At 67.8% G+C, this 12,679-nt stretch carries 18 protein-coding genes; 5 read left to right on the top strand and 13 right to left on the bottom strand.

The window, feature by feature from the left end; genetic code table 11:
- Nucleotides 1–202: 202 nt before the first annotated feature.
- Nucleotides 203–1,423 carry an ROK family transcriptional regulator gene (locus EV653_RS07485; RefSeq protein ID WP_134099255.1) on the bottom strand — a complete coding sequence of 407 codons (1,221 nt, stop codon included), beginning with the start codon at nucleotides 1,421–1,423 and terminating at the stop codon, nucleotides 203–205.
- Nucleotides 1,424–1,515: 92 nt separating this feature from the next.
- Here EV653_RS07485 and EV653_RS07480 point away from each other — a divergent pair, with 92 nt between their 5' ends.
- Entirely contained in the window at nucleotides 1,516–2,484 is a 969-nt protein-coding gene (locus EV653_RS07480) for a zinc-binding dehydrogenase (protein ID WP_238159617.1), read from the top strand.
- Between the two features lie 162 nt (nucleotides 2,485–2,646).
- Here EV653_RS07480 and EV653_RS07475 read toward each other — a convergent pair whose 3' ends face one another.
- Nucleotides 2,647–2,841, bottom strand: coding sequence for a hypothetical protein (locus EV653_RS07475; RefSeq protein WP_134099252.1), 195 nt, complete (start codon nucleotides 2,839–2,841; stop codon nucleotides 2,647–2,649).
- Between the two features lie 96 nt (nucleotides 2,842–2,937).
- Entirely contained in the window at nucleotides 2,938–3,729 is a 792-nt protein-coding gene (locus tag EV653_RS07470) for a helix-turn-helix transcriptional regulator (RefSeq protein ID WP_166679312.1), read from the bottom strand.
- 106 nt (nucleotides 3,730–3,835) lie between these two features.
- Between EV653_RS07470 and EV653_RS07465 the strand changes: the two genes are divergently transcribed.
- A complete protein-coding gene (locus EV653_RS07465; RefSeq protein WP_134099248.1) occupies nucleotides 3,836–4,588 on the top strand; it encodes a phytanoyl-CoA dioxygenase family protein in 753 nt (250 codons plus the stop codon).
- 6 nt (nucleotides 4,589–4,594) lie between these two features.
- Here the strand turns inward: EV653_RS07465 and EV653_RS07460 are convergent, their stop codons facing one another.
- The 8 genes from EV653_RS07460 to EV653_RS42015 are packed head-to-tail and all read right to left on the bottom strand — an operon-like array spanning nucleotide 4,595 to nucleotide 7,996.
- Complete coding sequence (locus EV653_RS07460) at nucleotides 4,595–4,933, bottom strand: hypothetical protein (protein ID WP_134099246.1); 339 nt, start codon at nucleotides 4,931–4,933, stop codon at nucleotides 4,595–4,597.
- Complete coding sequence (locus EV653_RS07455) at nucleotides 4,923–5,573, bottom strand: hypothetical protein (protein ID WP_134099244.1); 651 nt, start codon at nucleotides 5,571–5,573, stop codon at nucleotides 4,923–4,925. Before EV653_RS07455 ends, EV653_RS07460 begins: the two co-directional genes overlap by 11 nt.
- Nucleotides 5,566–5,895, bottom strand: coding sequence for a hypothetical protein (locus EV653_RS07450; RefSeq protein ID WP_134099242.1), 330 nt, complete (start codon nucleotides 5,893–5,895; stop codon nucleotides 5,566–5,568). Before EV653_RS07450 ends, EV653_RS07455 begins: the two co-directional genes overlap by 8 nt.
- Nucleotides 5,896–5,928: 33 nt before the next feature.
- On the bottom strand, nucleotides 5,929–6,174 hold the full coding sequence (locus EV653_RS07445; RefSeq protein ID WP_134099240.1) for a hypothetical protein: 246 nt from the start codon (nucleotides 6,172–6,174) through the stop codon (nucleotides 5,929–5,931).
- Nucleotides 6,175–6,206: 32 nt separating this feature from the next.
- Nucleotides 6,207–6,542, bottom strand: coding sequence for a YnfA family protein (locus EV653_RS07440; RefSeq protein ID WP_134099237.1), 336 nt, complete (start codon nucleotides 6,540–6,542; stop codon nucleotides 6,207–6,209).
- Nucleotides 6,539–6,952: a MerR family transcriptional regulator gene (locus EV653_RS07435; RefSeq protein ID WP_134099235.1), complete on the bottom strand. Its 414-nt coding sequence runs from the start codon at nucleotides 6,950–6,952 to the stop codon at nucleotides 6,539–6,541. Before EV653_RS07435 ends, EV653_RS07440 begins: the two co-directional genes overlap by 4 nt.
- The gene (locus tag EV653_RS07430; RefSeq protein ID WP_134099233.1) at nucleotides 6,949–7,248 is read right to left on the bottom strand and encodes a hypothetical protein; all 300 of its coding nucleotides are present in this window, start codon (nucleotides 7,246–7,248) and stop codon (nucleotides 6,949–6,951) included. Before EV653_RS07430 ends, EV653_RS07435 begins: the two co-directional genes overlap by 4 nt.
- Before the next feature lie 43 nt (nucleotides 7,249–7,291).
- Complete coding sequence (locus EV653_RS42015; protein WP_238159616.1) at nucleotides 7,292–7,996, bottom strand: DUF1707 and FHA domain-containing protein; 705 nt, start codon at nucleotides 7,994–7,996, stop codon at nucleotides 7,292–7,294.
- An 85-nt stretch (nucleotides 7,997–8,081) separates the two neighbouring features.
- On the opposite strand from EV653_RS42015, the gene EV653_RS07420 reads away from it, so the two are divergent.
- From EV653_RS07420 to EV653_RS07410, 3 genes are all read left to right on the top strand, one after another.
- Entirely contained in the window at nucleotides 8,082–9,158 is a 1,077-nt protein-coding gene (locus tag EV653_RS07420; protein WP_134099228.1) for an ATP-dependent DNA ligase, read from the top strand.
- A complete protein-coding gene (gene uppS / locus EV653_RS07415) occupies nucleotides 9,158–9,925 on the top strand; it encodes a polyprenyl diphosphate synthase (protein WP_134099226.1) in 768 nt (255 codons plus the stop codon). Before EV653_RS07420 ends, uppS begins: the two co-directional genes overlap by 1 nt.
- A gap of 64 nt (nucleotides 9,926–9,989) precedes the next feature.
- A complete protein-coding gene (locus tag EV653_RS07410; RefSeq protein ID WP_134099225.1) occupies nucleotides 9,990–10,541 on the top strand; it encodes a hypothetical protein in 552 nt (183 codons plus the stop codon).
- Here the strand turns inward: EV653_RS07410 and EV653_RS41015 are convergent.
- Nucleotides 10,485–10,661, bottom strand: coding sequence for a hypothetical protein (locus tag EV653_RS41015; protein ID WP_166679310.1), 177 nt, complete (start codon nucleotides 10,659–10,661; stop codon nucleotides 10,485–10,487). The two genes, EV653_RS07410 and EV653_RS41015, sit on opposite strands and share 57 nt — an antisense overlap.
- On the bottom strand, nucleotides 10,661–12,562 hold the full coding sequence (locus EV653_RS07405; RefSeq protein WP_134099223.1) for an ABC transporter ATP-binding protein: 1,902 nt from the start codon (nucleotides 12,560–12,562) through the stop codon (nucleotides 10,661–10,663). Before EV653_RS07405 ends, EV653_RS41015 begins: the two co-directional genes overlap by 1 nt.
- Nucleotides 12,563–12,679 lie beyond the last annotated feature (117 nt).

Below are 12,679 nucleotides of genomic sequence, written 5' to 3'. Positions count from 1 at the left end.
CTCGTCCCGCGTCTGGTGGGTAAGCCAGCCACAACGTGGGTTGGCCAACCGGATTCCGGTTGGCCAACCCACACGGCGGTGGGTATACCCACCAAACGGGCCGGGGCGGGGCGGGTGGGGCCGGGCGGCGGGCCGGGGGCCGGGGCGGGCCGGGGGCCGGGGCGGGTCGGGCGCCGGGGCGGGGCGGGGTGGGGTGGGGGCGCTAGGAGCGGGTGTTCTGGTGTGGGGTTAGTTGGGTGTGGAGGACGAGTGAGGCGGCTCCCAGGGCCGCGGCGCTCGGGCCTAGTTTGGAGAGCTCGACACGGGTGGGATGCATCGCGCGGACGAAGGACAGGCGGTTGAGTTCCTGCGCCGCGATGCGGACGTAGATATCGCCGGCCTCGCTGAAACCGGGGCCGGCGAGGATGATCTGGTTGAGGTCGAGCAGGTTGGTGATCGACAGCAGCGCCTTGGCCAGGTACGTCGCGGACTCCTCGATCAGCTCGACACAGCGCGGGTCCCCGGCCGCGGCCAGGCGGGCGATCTTCGCGAAGTCGGCGCGGATGGACAGCCGGCGGCCGCGGAGGCCGAGCTTGTCCGCGAGCTGCTCATCCTGACCGGCGCGTGCGACCACCGCGGCGGGTGCTGCCAGGCTCTCCAGGCAGCCCTGGCCGCCACACCAGCACTGCGGACCTTTCACGTCGAGCACCATGTGGCCGATCTCGCCGACGTTGGACGACGAGCCGCGGTACACATCGCCGTTGGTGACCAGGCCGAGGCCGAACCCGGCGGCCATGTAGACGGTGGCGAAGTCGTTGACCGAGGGGATCTTGCCCGCCCAGAACTCGCCGATCGCGGCGCAGGTCGAGTCGTTCTCGACCACGATCGGATGGTCGATCGCGTCCTTGAGCGTGTCGCGGACCGCGAAGGGCTCCCAGGCGTACTTCTCCGAGTCCGTCCGCAGCAGCCGGGTGCCGCCGCGCCCCTGCCGCCCGGCCAGCGCGACCCCGACGCCGACCAGCGTCGACGGCTCGATCTCCGCCTTCACGATCAGGTCTTCGAGCTCGGCCGTGATCCGCTGCACGGCCGTCGCCGGCGCGTCCTTCCCGATCCCCCGCGACGACACCTGCTCGATCACACGCCCGCTCATGTCGGTGACGACGTACGTCGTGCTCGGCGTGTCGACCGCGATGCCGATCGCGTGCCGGGCGCGGGGATTGAACTGCAGCAGCGTGGCGCGCTTGCCGCCCGTGGGGTCGCCGTACCCGGTCTCGATGATCAGGCCGTCGGCGAGTAGTCGCTTGACCACGCGGGAGATCGACGCGCCGGTCAGCCCGGACCGGTCGGCGAGGTCGACGCGGGTGACCGTGCCGCTCGAGCGGATCAGGTCCAGGATCGCGCTGTGGGTCTCCTGCGCGGTCGCACCTCTCAGAATCTTCGCCACGTCACCCTCCCTCGGATCGCACTTTAGTACACAACGTAAGGAAGTGGCAGTGGTTGACCTCAATCATTGTTGAGGTTCTAGCGTTGCGGATCATGATGAAGGCGATCAGATTGCATGCGTTCGGTCCGGCGGAGAATCTGCTCTACGAGGAGGTTCCTGACCCGGTACCCGGGCCCGGGATGGTCCTGGTGGACGTCGAGGGGGCCGGGGTTCATCTTGTCGACACGATGATCCGGGCGGGCGCGACGGGCGGCAGCCCGATCCCGGTGCCGGAGTTGCCGACGATCCCGGGGCGGGAGGTCGCCGGCCGGGTGAGCGCGGTCGGGCCAGACGTTTCCTCCTCGTGGGTCGGCAAACGGGTCGTGGTCCATCTCGGCATGGTGCCAGGCGGGTACGCCGAACGCGCCGTGGCGAAGGTCGAGTCGCTGTACGAGATTCCTGATCATGTCGATGCGGCGCAAGCGGTCGCGGCGATCGGGACGGGTCGGACGACGGCCGGCATCCTTCGCCAGGCGCGGCTGACGGCGGACGACGTCGTACTGGTGACTGCCGCTGCGGGCGGGATCGGCAGCTATCTCGTCCAAGCGGCTCGGAACGTTGGGGCGACTGTCGTTGGGTTGGCGGGCGGTCCGGCGAAGGTGGAGCTGGTGCGGTCACTGGGCGCGCAGTACGCGATCGACTACCGGGATCCGGAGTGGGCCGCGGCGTTGAAGGGCGGGGTAGAGCTCACCGTGCTGCTGGATGGGGTCGGCGGGCCGAATGGTCAGAAGGCGTTCGAGTTGCTCGGGGTCGGCGGGCGGGCGTTCATGTTCGGCTGGTCGGGCGGCGGGCCGATCCAGTTCACCCACGAGGACCTGATGTCGCGAGGCCTGACCGCAGGCTGGGCCATCGGCGCCAAGCTCACCCGCCAACTCCGCGAACTCGAGGTGGCGGCGTTGGAGGAGACGATCTCAGGCCGCTGGAAGGCCCTCACCACAACCTTCCCCCTATCCGACGCCGCATCCGCCCACCACGCCCTCGAAAACCGCACCACCACAGGCAAGGTCGTCCTGATCCCCTAGGCGCCCTCGAACCGCACGCCGCACAGACCTGCGGAGTACGCCGCGCACCCAGGCACCCGCAGTACGCGGGGAACCCAGCCACACGCCCTCCAGCGGGCCGACCCACGGAGTACCCCCGCTCGGGCCGACCCCACGGAGGACGTCCGCTCCGCCGGGGTCGCACTACGCCGGCCCCACGGGCACACGCAGTACGCCGAACGCCCATCGAGGCACGCAGTACGTCCGCGCACCCATGGACGCACGCAGTACGCCGGCCGCGCACGACACAGCCACATGCCGTACGCCGCCCCGGGCCCATGCAGTACGCCGGAGCACCAGGCGCACGCAGTACGCCGGACACGCAGACACACGCTGCACGCCACGGGCACACGCAGTACGCCGCACCGCCAGGCACACGCAGTACACAGGCACATCTCGTGCGCCGCTCGCGGCGATCCCCAAGTCCGGGGGGGGTCAGGTACGCCGGTAGTCGCGGGGGACGACGCCGAAGTGCGCGCGGAATCGGCGTGAGAGGTGGAACTCGTCGGTGAAACCGAGGGTTCGGGCGATTTCGCGGTGGGTGAGGTCTGTCAGGCGTAAGAGCGTGGCCGCGGCCTGCAAGCGGCATACGTTCCGGAACGCGGCGGGCGTCTGGCCGACTTGCTTGGCGAATCTCCGGCGGAACGTGTCGTAGGTCAGGCCGGCCTCGGCGGCGATGGCGGCGAGGTCGGTGCTCGCGGTGAGGTCGTCGGCGAGGCGCGTCATGGCGTCCACAATCTCCATGCTGACGTCTTCCGTCGTGGTGTCCTCGACGTCGACGAGCCAGGCGGCAAGTGCCATCAGTTGATGTTCGGCGGCGCGGCGGGTCGTGGGCGGCGCGCGCTCTACGGTGCGGAGGGCTTCGACCGAGGGTTGCGGGGTCGGGTAGCGCGGGCCGGAGCCGGTCAGGTGCGGGAGCGCGTCGAAGATCGGGCCGGTGAAGACGGCGAACAGCTCGATCCACCGCTCTCCCGGATCCGTGTGGTACGTGTGTGGGAACCCCGGCGGCACGAGCGTGTGCGCACCCGCGGTGATCCGCTCCGCGCGACCGCCCGCGTCGCGATAGTTGCCCTCGCCATCGATCAGCACCGGCAGCACGTAGGCGTCCATCACCCGGAGCGCGGACGACACGATCGGCTCGGAGTCGATCACCTCGCCGGCGAGCACCAACTGCCCGAGCCTGGTCACCGGACCTTCGGCGATCGTGACGATCGTGCGCTCACTCACGCCGCGACGGTACGCCAAAATGTTCATGTCCGGGTCGCGGCGAGACATTCTTTGCCGGGTGCGGTCGACCTAGCGTTTCGGTAAGCCGATTTCACCGGAGGACGCCATGAACGACCTGGTCACGCCCGAGCACCTGGCCCAGTTCCGCGACGAGGGGTACTTCGTGCTGGAACGGGTGCTCACCGACGAGCAGCTCGAGCTGTTGCGCGGCGGAGCGCAGTACTCGATCGACAAACTCGACGCCGCGATGGACGAGGCCGGTACCGATTCGCTCGGGATCAACCACCGTGGCAAGCGGTACTTCAGCAGCATGATCTACCAGGACCGGCCGGAGCTGCGGCAGTTCCTGTTCAGCGACATGATGGCGGAGATCTGCCGGGCGACGTTGGGCGATGACGCCTGGCTGTTCTGGGAGCAGTACGTGATCAAGGCCGGCGATCCGGACACCGCCTTCGCGTGGCATCAGGATTCCGGCTATGTGCACGAGGACCACGCGCCGTACCTCACCTGCTGGATCGCCCTCGACGACGTCACCGAGGAGAACGGCTCGGTCTACCTACTTCCGTACTCACGCTCGGGCATCAAGTCCTACATCAAGCACATCCGGGACCCAGAACTGAACGACATGGTCTGCTACTTCGGCAGCGACCCCGGCATCCCGATGACCGCCCCCGCCGGCTCCATCGTCGTCTTCTCGAGCGTCGTCATCCACCGCAGCGGCCCCAACCGAACAGACCGCCACCGCCGCGTCTACCTGGCCCAATACTCCAAAGAAATCATCCCCTCCAAAGACGGCACTGGCCCCCACGGCTCCTTCGACCCCTTCCTCAAAGCCGGCCAAAACATCGCCGCCCGCTGACCTTCGTCAGTCCTCGAAGAAGATCGGCTCGCCGGCTACCCCGCTGAACCCAACCAACCCGTGCACCTTCGCGAGGTCCAGCACCTCGCCGAAGGTGTCGCGCAGCCGCCCGTAGGAAAGCGTGAGCACGACGTACTTCTCGGCGTCCTCCGGATTCTCCGCGAGGTCGAAATCGCCTGGCTGCAGCTCGTCCTTCACATCCGGAAACCGCCGCAGCAGCTCCTGACGAAACCGCAGTACATCACCACTGGCCGACAGCCCGTCGGTGATCCCCTCACAAACCTTGTCGTAAATCTCCTCAGGATCGCCCGGGACCGCCTTCCAGAAGGCGAAGTCACTGCTCATTCTTCCTCCGTTGAAGTGTGTTGCCGAGGGTCGTCGAGGCTGCCGTGAGGGTGGCGCGGTCGGGTGCGGTTGCACTGCCCTTGGTGAAAGGTTTCCAGTCGGGGAAGAAGGTTCCGTGCGGCCACTCGACGGGCTGCGTCCGGCTGAAGGCAGCGTAGAACTTGTCAAACACCGCGGTTGGAAGTTCCGCCGACAGGAACGGGAGGCTGCTGATCGAGATACCTGCCCGGAGTGCGCTGGGAGTCGGCAGCGTTTCCTCTACTGCGATGGAGCCGTACAGGGCACCAGTGCGGGCGGTGAGCTCCCGCAGTACGTCGGTCGCCCATCCGGCCAGTTTGTACGCCGCCTTCCGGTCCTTCGCCGTCCACAACGCCTCCGGCCACCCCAACTCCCGAGCTGACAGCGAGATCGCCACCGGATGCGTCTCCCCCTCCGCCGCGAACAGCCGCTCCACAATCACCGTGCCCAGCCCCTTGCGGTGATACCCGACCTTCTTGGCAGGCCATTCCTCCGCGACACCCGTCAGCACGCACCCGAACTCCCCCGCGACATCACAAGCCCGCCCGAAGACCAACTCCTCGTCGTCCGCCGACCAGACCGCGATCATCAAGTGCGGCGGCTTCGGGTAAAGGTCAGTCACCTTGGAGCTGCAATTCGGTGGACGGGTCCGTCAGACAGCGCTCGGCGAGCTTGGAGACGGCGGTCAGGAGCAAACGCTCTTCGTCGCCGGTGGCGAGCTCGTGTTCGGCCTTCAGCTCCTCCAGGAACTGGGGCACTTCTGATGAGCTCAGAATCAGATCGCCGTACGGATCGACCCGCCGCAGCATCGGCAGCTTGCTTCGCCCGCAGATCCTGGCGAACAGGTCGCGCGTGTCCGGCACGACGTCTAACTGAGTCAACCGGCGGCGTCTCGAACTCGTGCCACGCTGGTCGACGGCATTCAGCACCACATCAACCCCCACGACGTTCCCCCTGTGCCCGGATTCGTACGGCGATCATCGCTCGAACTCCGTGAGCCAACTCCATTCGCCGTGGGCCTCAGCTCGGAGGCGGGTGAGGCTGACTTGCAGGCATCTGTCGAGCGAGGACTCCTCCGCGCGGACCAAAGCATCACCCAGCGGCGGACCGGACAGCAGGACCGTCCACGACCGCCCGTGCTCAGCTAGCCGCTCGTGGTCGATCTTGAGCATCGCCGTGATCCCCGCCTCGGCCAGTTGAATCCAGAGTTGCTCGAGGTCCATCGGTGATGTCTCCCAGGAGCTTGCGGCATGGGTCATGAGCTGCGAGGGGCGTACATGATTACTGCTACGCCGACGAGGCAGATTGCGGCTCCTGCTAGGTCGTAGCGGTCGGGTTTGAAGCGGTCGACCAGGACGCCCCAGGTGAGGGAGCCGGCTACGAAGATGCCGCCGTAGGCTGCCAGGATTCGGCCGAAGTTGGGGTCGGGCTGGAAGGTTGCCACGAAGCCGTAGGCGCCTAGGGCAACTATTCCGGCGGCGATCCAGACGATGCCGCGGTGTTCGCGCCAGCCTTGCCAGATCAGCCAGGCGCCGCCGATCTCGGCGATCGCCGCCAGGACGAAGAGCAGGATGGAGCGTAGGACTGTCACGCCTGGCCGATCTCCGGGAACGGGAGCGGGCAGTCCGGATCGCCGGCGCAGGTTTGGAGGTCGGTGCAGCCGGCGGTGATGCCGGCGCGGAGGGTCTCGGCGATGACCGTCAGGTCGGCGATCTTGGCTTCCACGTCGGTCAGTTTCTCGCGGGCTCGGGCCTGCAGCCCGGCTCCCTCGCCGAGGGCGTGTCGGTGCCGCGCGGTGTCGAGCAGCTCGGACACCTCGGTCAGCGTGAATCCCAGCCGCTGCGCCGCCTTGATCACGCGCAACGTCGTGACCGCCTCCGCTGGGTACATCCGATGCCCACCAAGACTCCGCGCCGGTTCGTCCAGCAGGCCGCGACGTTCGTAGTACCGCAGTGTCTGCAGGTTGACGCCGGCCGCGGCGGCCAGCTCGCTCGATCTCACAACAGTCCGTCGAGTACGGCGGTCTGCGCCGGCGGCACCGTGATCTGTAGCCGCAGTTGGTCGGCGTCCGAGCTCAGGGTGAAGGTGAAGAACGAGCAGCACTCGGTCTCGCGGGCGGTGAGGTCCTCGACCGTCGCGCGGGATTCGGGATCGAGGGTGAGCTCCAGGGTCTGTGCGTCCATGCGGTCGGAACCGCGGAGGTGTTCGGCGAACAGCTGGTCGAACTCCGCGACACGGAACGGCCGTTCGGCGGTCGGAAGGGTGCAGGCGTCGGAGGCCCAGGTCAGATCGTCCATGAGATCGACGGTAAACCTGTACCCAAGTACCGGATGCAAGCCCTCAGCCGGTCCACGTCAGCACGTACGTGACCGCGCCGAAGCCGACTCTGTCGCCGGGCCGGACCCGGACGGTAGTGGTGATCCGGAGACCGTTGACGGTCGTTCCGTTCATCGAGCCGAGATCGCGGAGCAGCCACCCTTCGTCGACGTGCCGGAGTTCAGCGTGGTGACGCGACACGGACTCGTCAGCCATCCGCAGCGTCGCGCCCGGACCGCGCCCGATCCGTACAGTCGGCGAGCCAGGAGCCGGCAGCGCAAGTCCGGGAAGCGGTACGGCGACGGCCGGCCTCACCAAGCTCAACCGCGGAAGACCGTCGAGCCAGGAGGCAACCACCCCGACCGGGTCAAAACGTCGGGCTGGGCGGGCTCGCTCAGGAAGCGCGGCGGCGGCGCTGCGTGCGCTCGAGGGACCGTGCTGGTGCGCTCCGGTGCGAGCGTTCGGGGAGACCGCGGTCTCCACCTTCAGGCGGGGCAGGTGGGCGCGGACGGCGCGGGTCCACGTGCGGTGACGAGGTTCCGTGCGTGGGAGGTCGCGGATGGCGTCGGCGAGCTCGCCGCGGCTCTGCGCGCCGAGTACGAAATTCATCCGCCGGATGAACGTGTCATGGGACAGGCGGCCCGACCCGGCGCCGTCCCGCAGTACGGCGAGGGCGCGGTCGCGCTCGGCGTCCGACGGACGCGTCCCCTCCACCGGTACCGAGGTCATACACCGCATTGTCCGTGGGAGCCAGGTTCACTGTCCACCAGCGGCGTTGCTGGTGAGTGTCGGTGGCGTGGGACAGAATGCAGGAATGCGACTGCCTGTCATGCCGCCGGTCAAACCGATGCTCGCCAAGCCGGTGAAGGAGATCCCGCGTGGCGAGATGAGCTACGAGCCCAAGTGGGACGGGTTCCGGTCGATCATCTTCCGCGACGGCGACGAGGTGGAGATCGGCAGCCGGAACGAGAAGCCGATGACGCGGTACTTTCCCGAGCTGGTCGAGGCGGTGAAGGCGAATCTCCCCGAGCGCTGCGCGATCGACGGCGAGATCATCGTGATCGGCGAGTCCGGCGACCGGCTCGATTTCGAGATGCTGCAGCAGCGCATCCACCCGGCGGCGAGCCGCGTGAACATGCTGTCCGAGAAGACGCCGGCGCGGTTCGTCGCGTTCGATCTACTCGCGCTCGGTGACGACGATTACATGGAGCGACCGTTCGCCGAACGCCGTACGGCGCTGATCGACGCGCTCGCCGGCGTGAAGGCGCCGATCCACGTCACCCCCGCGACCGCCGACCACGACACGGCCGCGCAGTGGTTCGAGCAGTTCGAGGGCGCCGGGCTCGACGGGCTGATCGCGAAGCCGCTCGACGGCACCTACATCCCGGACAAGCGGACGATGTTCAAGATCAAGCCGGAGCGTACGGCGGACTGCGTCGTCGCGGGCTACCGCGTGCACAAGAGCGGCGAGGACCGGATCGGCTCGCTGCTCCTCGGGCTGTACAACGAGGACGGCACGCTTGCGAGCGTCGGGGTGATCGGCGCGTTCCCGCTCGAGCGGCGCAAGGAGCTGTTCCAGGAGATGCAGCCGCTCGTGACGACCTTCGACGAGCACCCGTGGGCGTGGGCGAAGCAGGAGGAAGGCGTCCGTACGCCGCGCAACGCCGAAGGGAGCCGCTGGCAGGCCGGCAAGGACCTGTCCTTCGTGCCGCTGCGGCCGGAGCTCGTCGTCGAGGTTCGGTACGACCACATGGAAGGCATCCGCTTCCGGCACACCGCCCAGTTCGTCCGCTGGCGCCCGGACCGTACGCCGGAGTCCTGTACGTACGAGCAGCTGGAGGAGCCGGTGAAGTTCGACCTGGCCGACGTGCTCTCCAGCGCGCAACGCTGATGATGCGCAGCCTCTACCGCCTCTACAGCGCCCGCCTCCGGCGCCAGCTCGCTGGGTTGCCGAAGCCGCAGCACGTTGCGATCGTGATGGACGGCAACCGCCGCTGGGCGCGTGGCGCGGGGTACGACGACGTGCGAATCGGCCACCGCTTCGGCGCCAAGCACCTCGAGCAGTTCCTGCAGTGGAGCGCGTACGCCGGCATCCGGTGTGTGACTGCCTGGGTCGCGTCGGCCGACAACCTGCGCAAGCGGGACTCCGGCGAGGTCGACTACCTGATGGAGCTGACCGAGACCGTCCTCGCGGATCACGTCCGGCGAGACCACCGCTGGCGGTTGCACATCGCGGGCCAGCTGGACTTGTTGCCCGACTCAACGACTCGTGCGCTGAAGGAAGCCGTCGAGCTCAGTCGAGATCGCGGCGACGCGGGCGACCTGATGATTGCCATCGGCTACAGCGGCAGGCTCGAGCTCGTCGACGCAGTGCGGTCGATGCTCGACGAGGCCGCCGTCGACGGACGCACACTGGCCGATGTCGCAGACAGGTTGAGCGAGGACGAGATCGGGCGGCACCTCTACGTCCCCGGGCTCCCTGATCCGGATCTGGTGATCCGGACGAGTGGCGAGCTGCGGATGTCGGACTTCCTTCTGTGGCAGGCAACTCGCTCCGAGATCGAGTTCTGCGACCTCTACTGGCCCGCGTTCCGCGAGGTAGATCTCCTCCGGGCGCTCAGGACCTACGGCCGCCGGAGACTGCAACGATCCAGTTGAATACTTTCGGACCGGTTCGGGGCACTATAGGGGCATACCGACTGGTAAGCATCGGAGGTTTGCGATGTACGACGTCGTACTGCTCGTCGAACAGGAACTGTCCGAGCCCGACGCGAAACGCGTCGTCGAACTGCACAACGATATGCCGGAACCGGTGACGTACCACGTGCTCGTGCCGTGCCACAACGCCGAGGCGGGCGTCGAGGCCTCGATCAGCGCGCTCGGGACCGCGGACCTCTACGGGCCGGGACTGGCCGGCCAGCGGGAGGACCTCGCCGAGGCGCAGAAGGCGATCGACACCGAGGCGAAGGGCTGCAGCGGACGCAGCGTCCAGCGGCTCCGCGACCTCGGGCAGCACGCCGAAGGCGGGATCTCGCACGAGCGGCCGATCGACGCCCTGATCGCGACCGTGAAGCAGGCCCGGGGACAAGAGGTCATCATCCTGACCCGCCCGCACATCGTGGCGGAGTTCTTCCACCTGGACTGGACCACCTCGGCGCGCCGGCATCTCGGCGTACCCGTCCTGCATCTGCTCGAGCACGACACGCAGAAGGCTGCGTCAGTGCGACAGCAGGGCCGCGTAGGTGACGCCGCCGGCGAGACTCGCGATCAGTAATGACAGCGTCGTCCTGACCGCCCGCTCACCCGTGCGGCCGTAGTGGCGGCCGTCCTCGGAGTGGTACGCGAGCTTGAAACCCGCGTACCCCGCTGCGAGAACGAGCGCCAGCTTGATCATCAGACACCTGCCGCCGTACCGGATACTGCACCGGTTTCTGCGAATTGCGTGTGGTAGAGATCAGCGTACTCGCCACCCGCCGCGAGCAACTGCTCGTGCGTACCGCGCTCGACGATGTTGCCGTGGTCAACGACCAGGATCAGGTCGGCCTCCCGCACGGTCGACAGCCGGTGCGCGATGACCAGCGACGTACGCCCTTCCAGCGCTGTGTCGAGCGCCCGCTGGACCGCGACCTCGGACTCGGAGTCCAGGTGGGCGGTCGCTTCGTCGAGTACGACGATCTTCGGGGCCTTCAGCAACAACCGGGCGATCGCGAGTCGCTGCCGCTCGCCGCCGGACAGCCGGTGGCCACGATCGCCGACGACCGTGTCGAGTCCGTCCGGAAGGCTGGAGACGAGATCCCAGATCTGCGCCGCGGTCAGCGCGGCGACCATCTCGTCCTCGGTGGCGTCCGGCTTGGCGTACAGCAGGTTGGCGCGGATCGTGTCGTGGAACATGTGGGCATCCTGCGTGACGTACCCGATCGTGTCGTGCAACGAGTGCAGCGTGACCTCGCGAACGTCCTTGCCGCCGACGCGGACCGCTCCCCCGCTCACGTCGTACAAACGGGCCACCAGGTTGGTGATCGTGGTCTTGCCTGCGCCGGACGGGCCGACGAGCGCGACCATCTGGCCGGGGCGGATGGCAAAGCTGATGTCTTCGAGGACCTGGGCCGAGACACGCTTGTCCAGTACGGCGACAGCCTCGAGGCTGGCCAATGACACCTGCTCCGCGGTCGGATAAGCGAACGCCACGTGCTCGAACTCGACACTCGCCGCATCATCGGGCAGGTCGACAGCGTCGGGCGCGTCCTTGATCATCGGCTCGAGATCGAGCACCTCGAAGACCCGCTCGAACGAGATCAGCGCGGTCATCACGTCGACCCGGATATTGGAGAGCGCGGTCAGCGGCCCGTAGAGCCGGCCGAGCAGCGCGACGAGTGCGAGCAGTGTCCCGACAGTCAGGGTCTGCCGTACGGCGAGGTTGCCGCCCACGCCGTAAACCAAGGCCGTCGCCAACGCGGCGACCAAGGTCAGCGCCGTGAAGAACACCCGACCGAGCATCGCGATCCGGATGCCCAGGTCGCGGACGCGGCCGGCGCGTTCGCCGAAGTCCTCGGTCTCCAGGTGCGGCTTGCCGAACAGCGTGACGAGCAGCGCGCCGCCGACGCTGAACCGCTCCGTCATCGCGGTGGACATCTCGGCGTTCAGGTTCATCTGTTCCCGTGTCATCGCGGCGAGCCGACGGCCCAGGACCCGCGCCGGGATCAGGAAGATCGGCAGCATCAGAATCGCGACCACGGTCAACTGCCAACTCAGCGCGAGCATCGCGCCGACCACCAGGATCAGGCTGATCACATTCGAGACGACGCCGGACAGCGTGGAGGTGAAGGCCTGCTGGGCGCCGATCACGTCGTTGTTGAGTCGGGAGACCAGCGCACCGGTCTGCGTGCGGGTGAAGAACGCGATCGGCATCCGCTGGACGTGCGAGAACACCCTCGTCCGCAGGTCGAAGATCAGGCCCTCCCCGATCCGCGCCGAGAACCAGCGCTGGATCAGCCCGAGCAGGGCCTCGAACACGGCGAGTACGGCGACCACCAGGGCCAGCGCGGTCACCAAGGGGGCGTTGCCCTTCGAGATCCCGTCGTCGACGATCTTCTTGAACAGCAGCGGCGACGCGATCACCAGCACCGCGGACACGATCACCAGCAGCAGGAACGCCGCGATGTGCCAGCGGTACGGCTTCGCGAACCGCGCGATCCGCGGCAGCGTGCCCTTCGCCAGCTTCTGCCCGGCCACCGACGCGTCCTGCCGGCGCCAGCCCATCGCGCCCATGCCGGGCCGCATCATCGGTGACGACATTCAGTTCCCTCCCTGTGGATAGATCTTCCAACACTTCCCGCCGCTCGCGACTTCCCGCAACTTTTGGTTGCGCGTCCGCGGCTTCTCGTCTACAGTCATGTGCAACAAAAGGTTGCG

Origin of the sequence: Kribbella pratensis (genome assembly GCF_004365355.1) — a bacterium.
Lineage (GTDB): Bacteria > Actinomycetota > Actinomycetes > Propionibacteriales > Kribbellaceae > Kribbella.
The sequence above is the reverse complement of the archived record's forward strand: the minus strand, read 5'-3'. Positions and strand labels throughout refer to the sequence as shown.

Coding starts and splice junctions, on each gene's coding strand:
- EV653_RS07480 (WP_238159617.1), top strand. CDS start 1,516: ATGATGAAGGCGATCAGATTGCATGCGTTCGGTCCGGCGGAGAATCTG.
- EV653_RS07465 (WP_134099248.1), top strand. CDS start 3,836: ATGAACGACCTGGTCACGCCCGAGCACCTGGCCCAGTTCCGCGACGAG.
- EV653_RS07460 (WP_134099246.1), bottom strand. CDS start 4,933: ATGAGCAGTGACTTCGCCTTCTGGAAGGCGGTCCCGGGCGATCCTGAG.
- EV653_RS07445 (WP_134099240.1), bottom strand. CDS start 6,174: ATGGACCTCGAGCAACTCTGGATTCAACTGGCCGAGGCGGGGATCACG.
- EV653_RS07430 (WP_134099233.1), bottom strand. CDS start 7,248: ATGGACGATCTGACCTGGGCCTCCGACGCCTGCACCCTTCCGACCGCC.
- EV653_RS42015 (WP_238159616.1), bottom strand. CDS start 7,996: ATGACCTCGGTACCGGTGGAGGGGACGCGTCCGTCGGACGCCGAGCGC.
- EV653_RS07420 (WP_134099228.1), top strand. CDS start 8,082: ATGCGACTGCCTGTCATGCCGCCGGTCAAACCGATGCTCGCCAAGCCG.
- uppS (WP_134099226.1), top strand. CDS start 9,158: ATGATGCGCAGCCTCTACCGCCTCTACAGCGCCCGCCTCCGGCGCCAG.
- EV653_RS07410 (WP_134099225.1), top strand. CDS start 9,990: ATGTACGACGTCGTACTGCTCGTCGAACAGGAACTGTCCGAGCCCGAC.
- EV653_RS41015 (WP_166679310.1), bottom strand. CDS start 10,661: ATGATCAAGCTGGCGCTCGTTCTCGCAGCGGGGTACGCGGGTTTCAAG.
- EV653_RS07405 (WP_134099223.1), bottom strand. CDS start 12,562: ATGTCGTCACCGATGATGCGGCCCGGCATGGGCGCGATGGGCTGGCGC.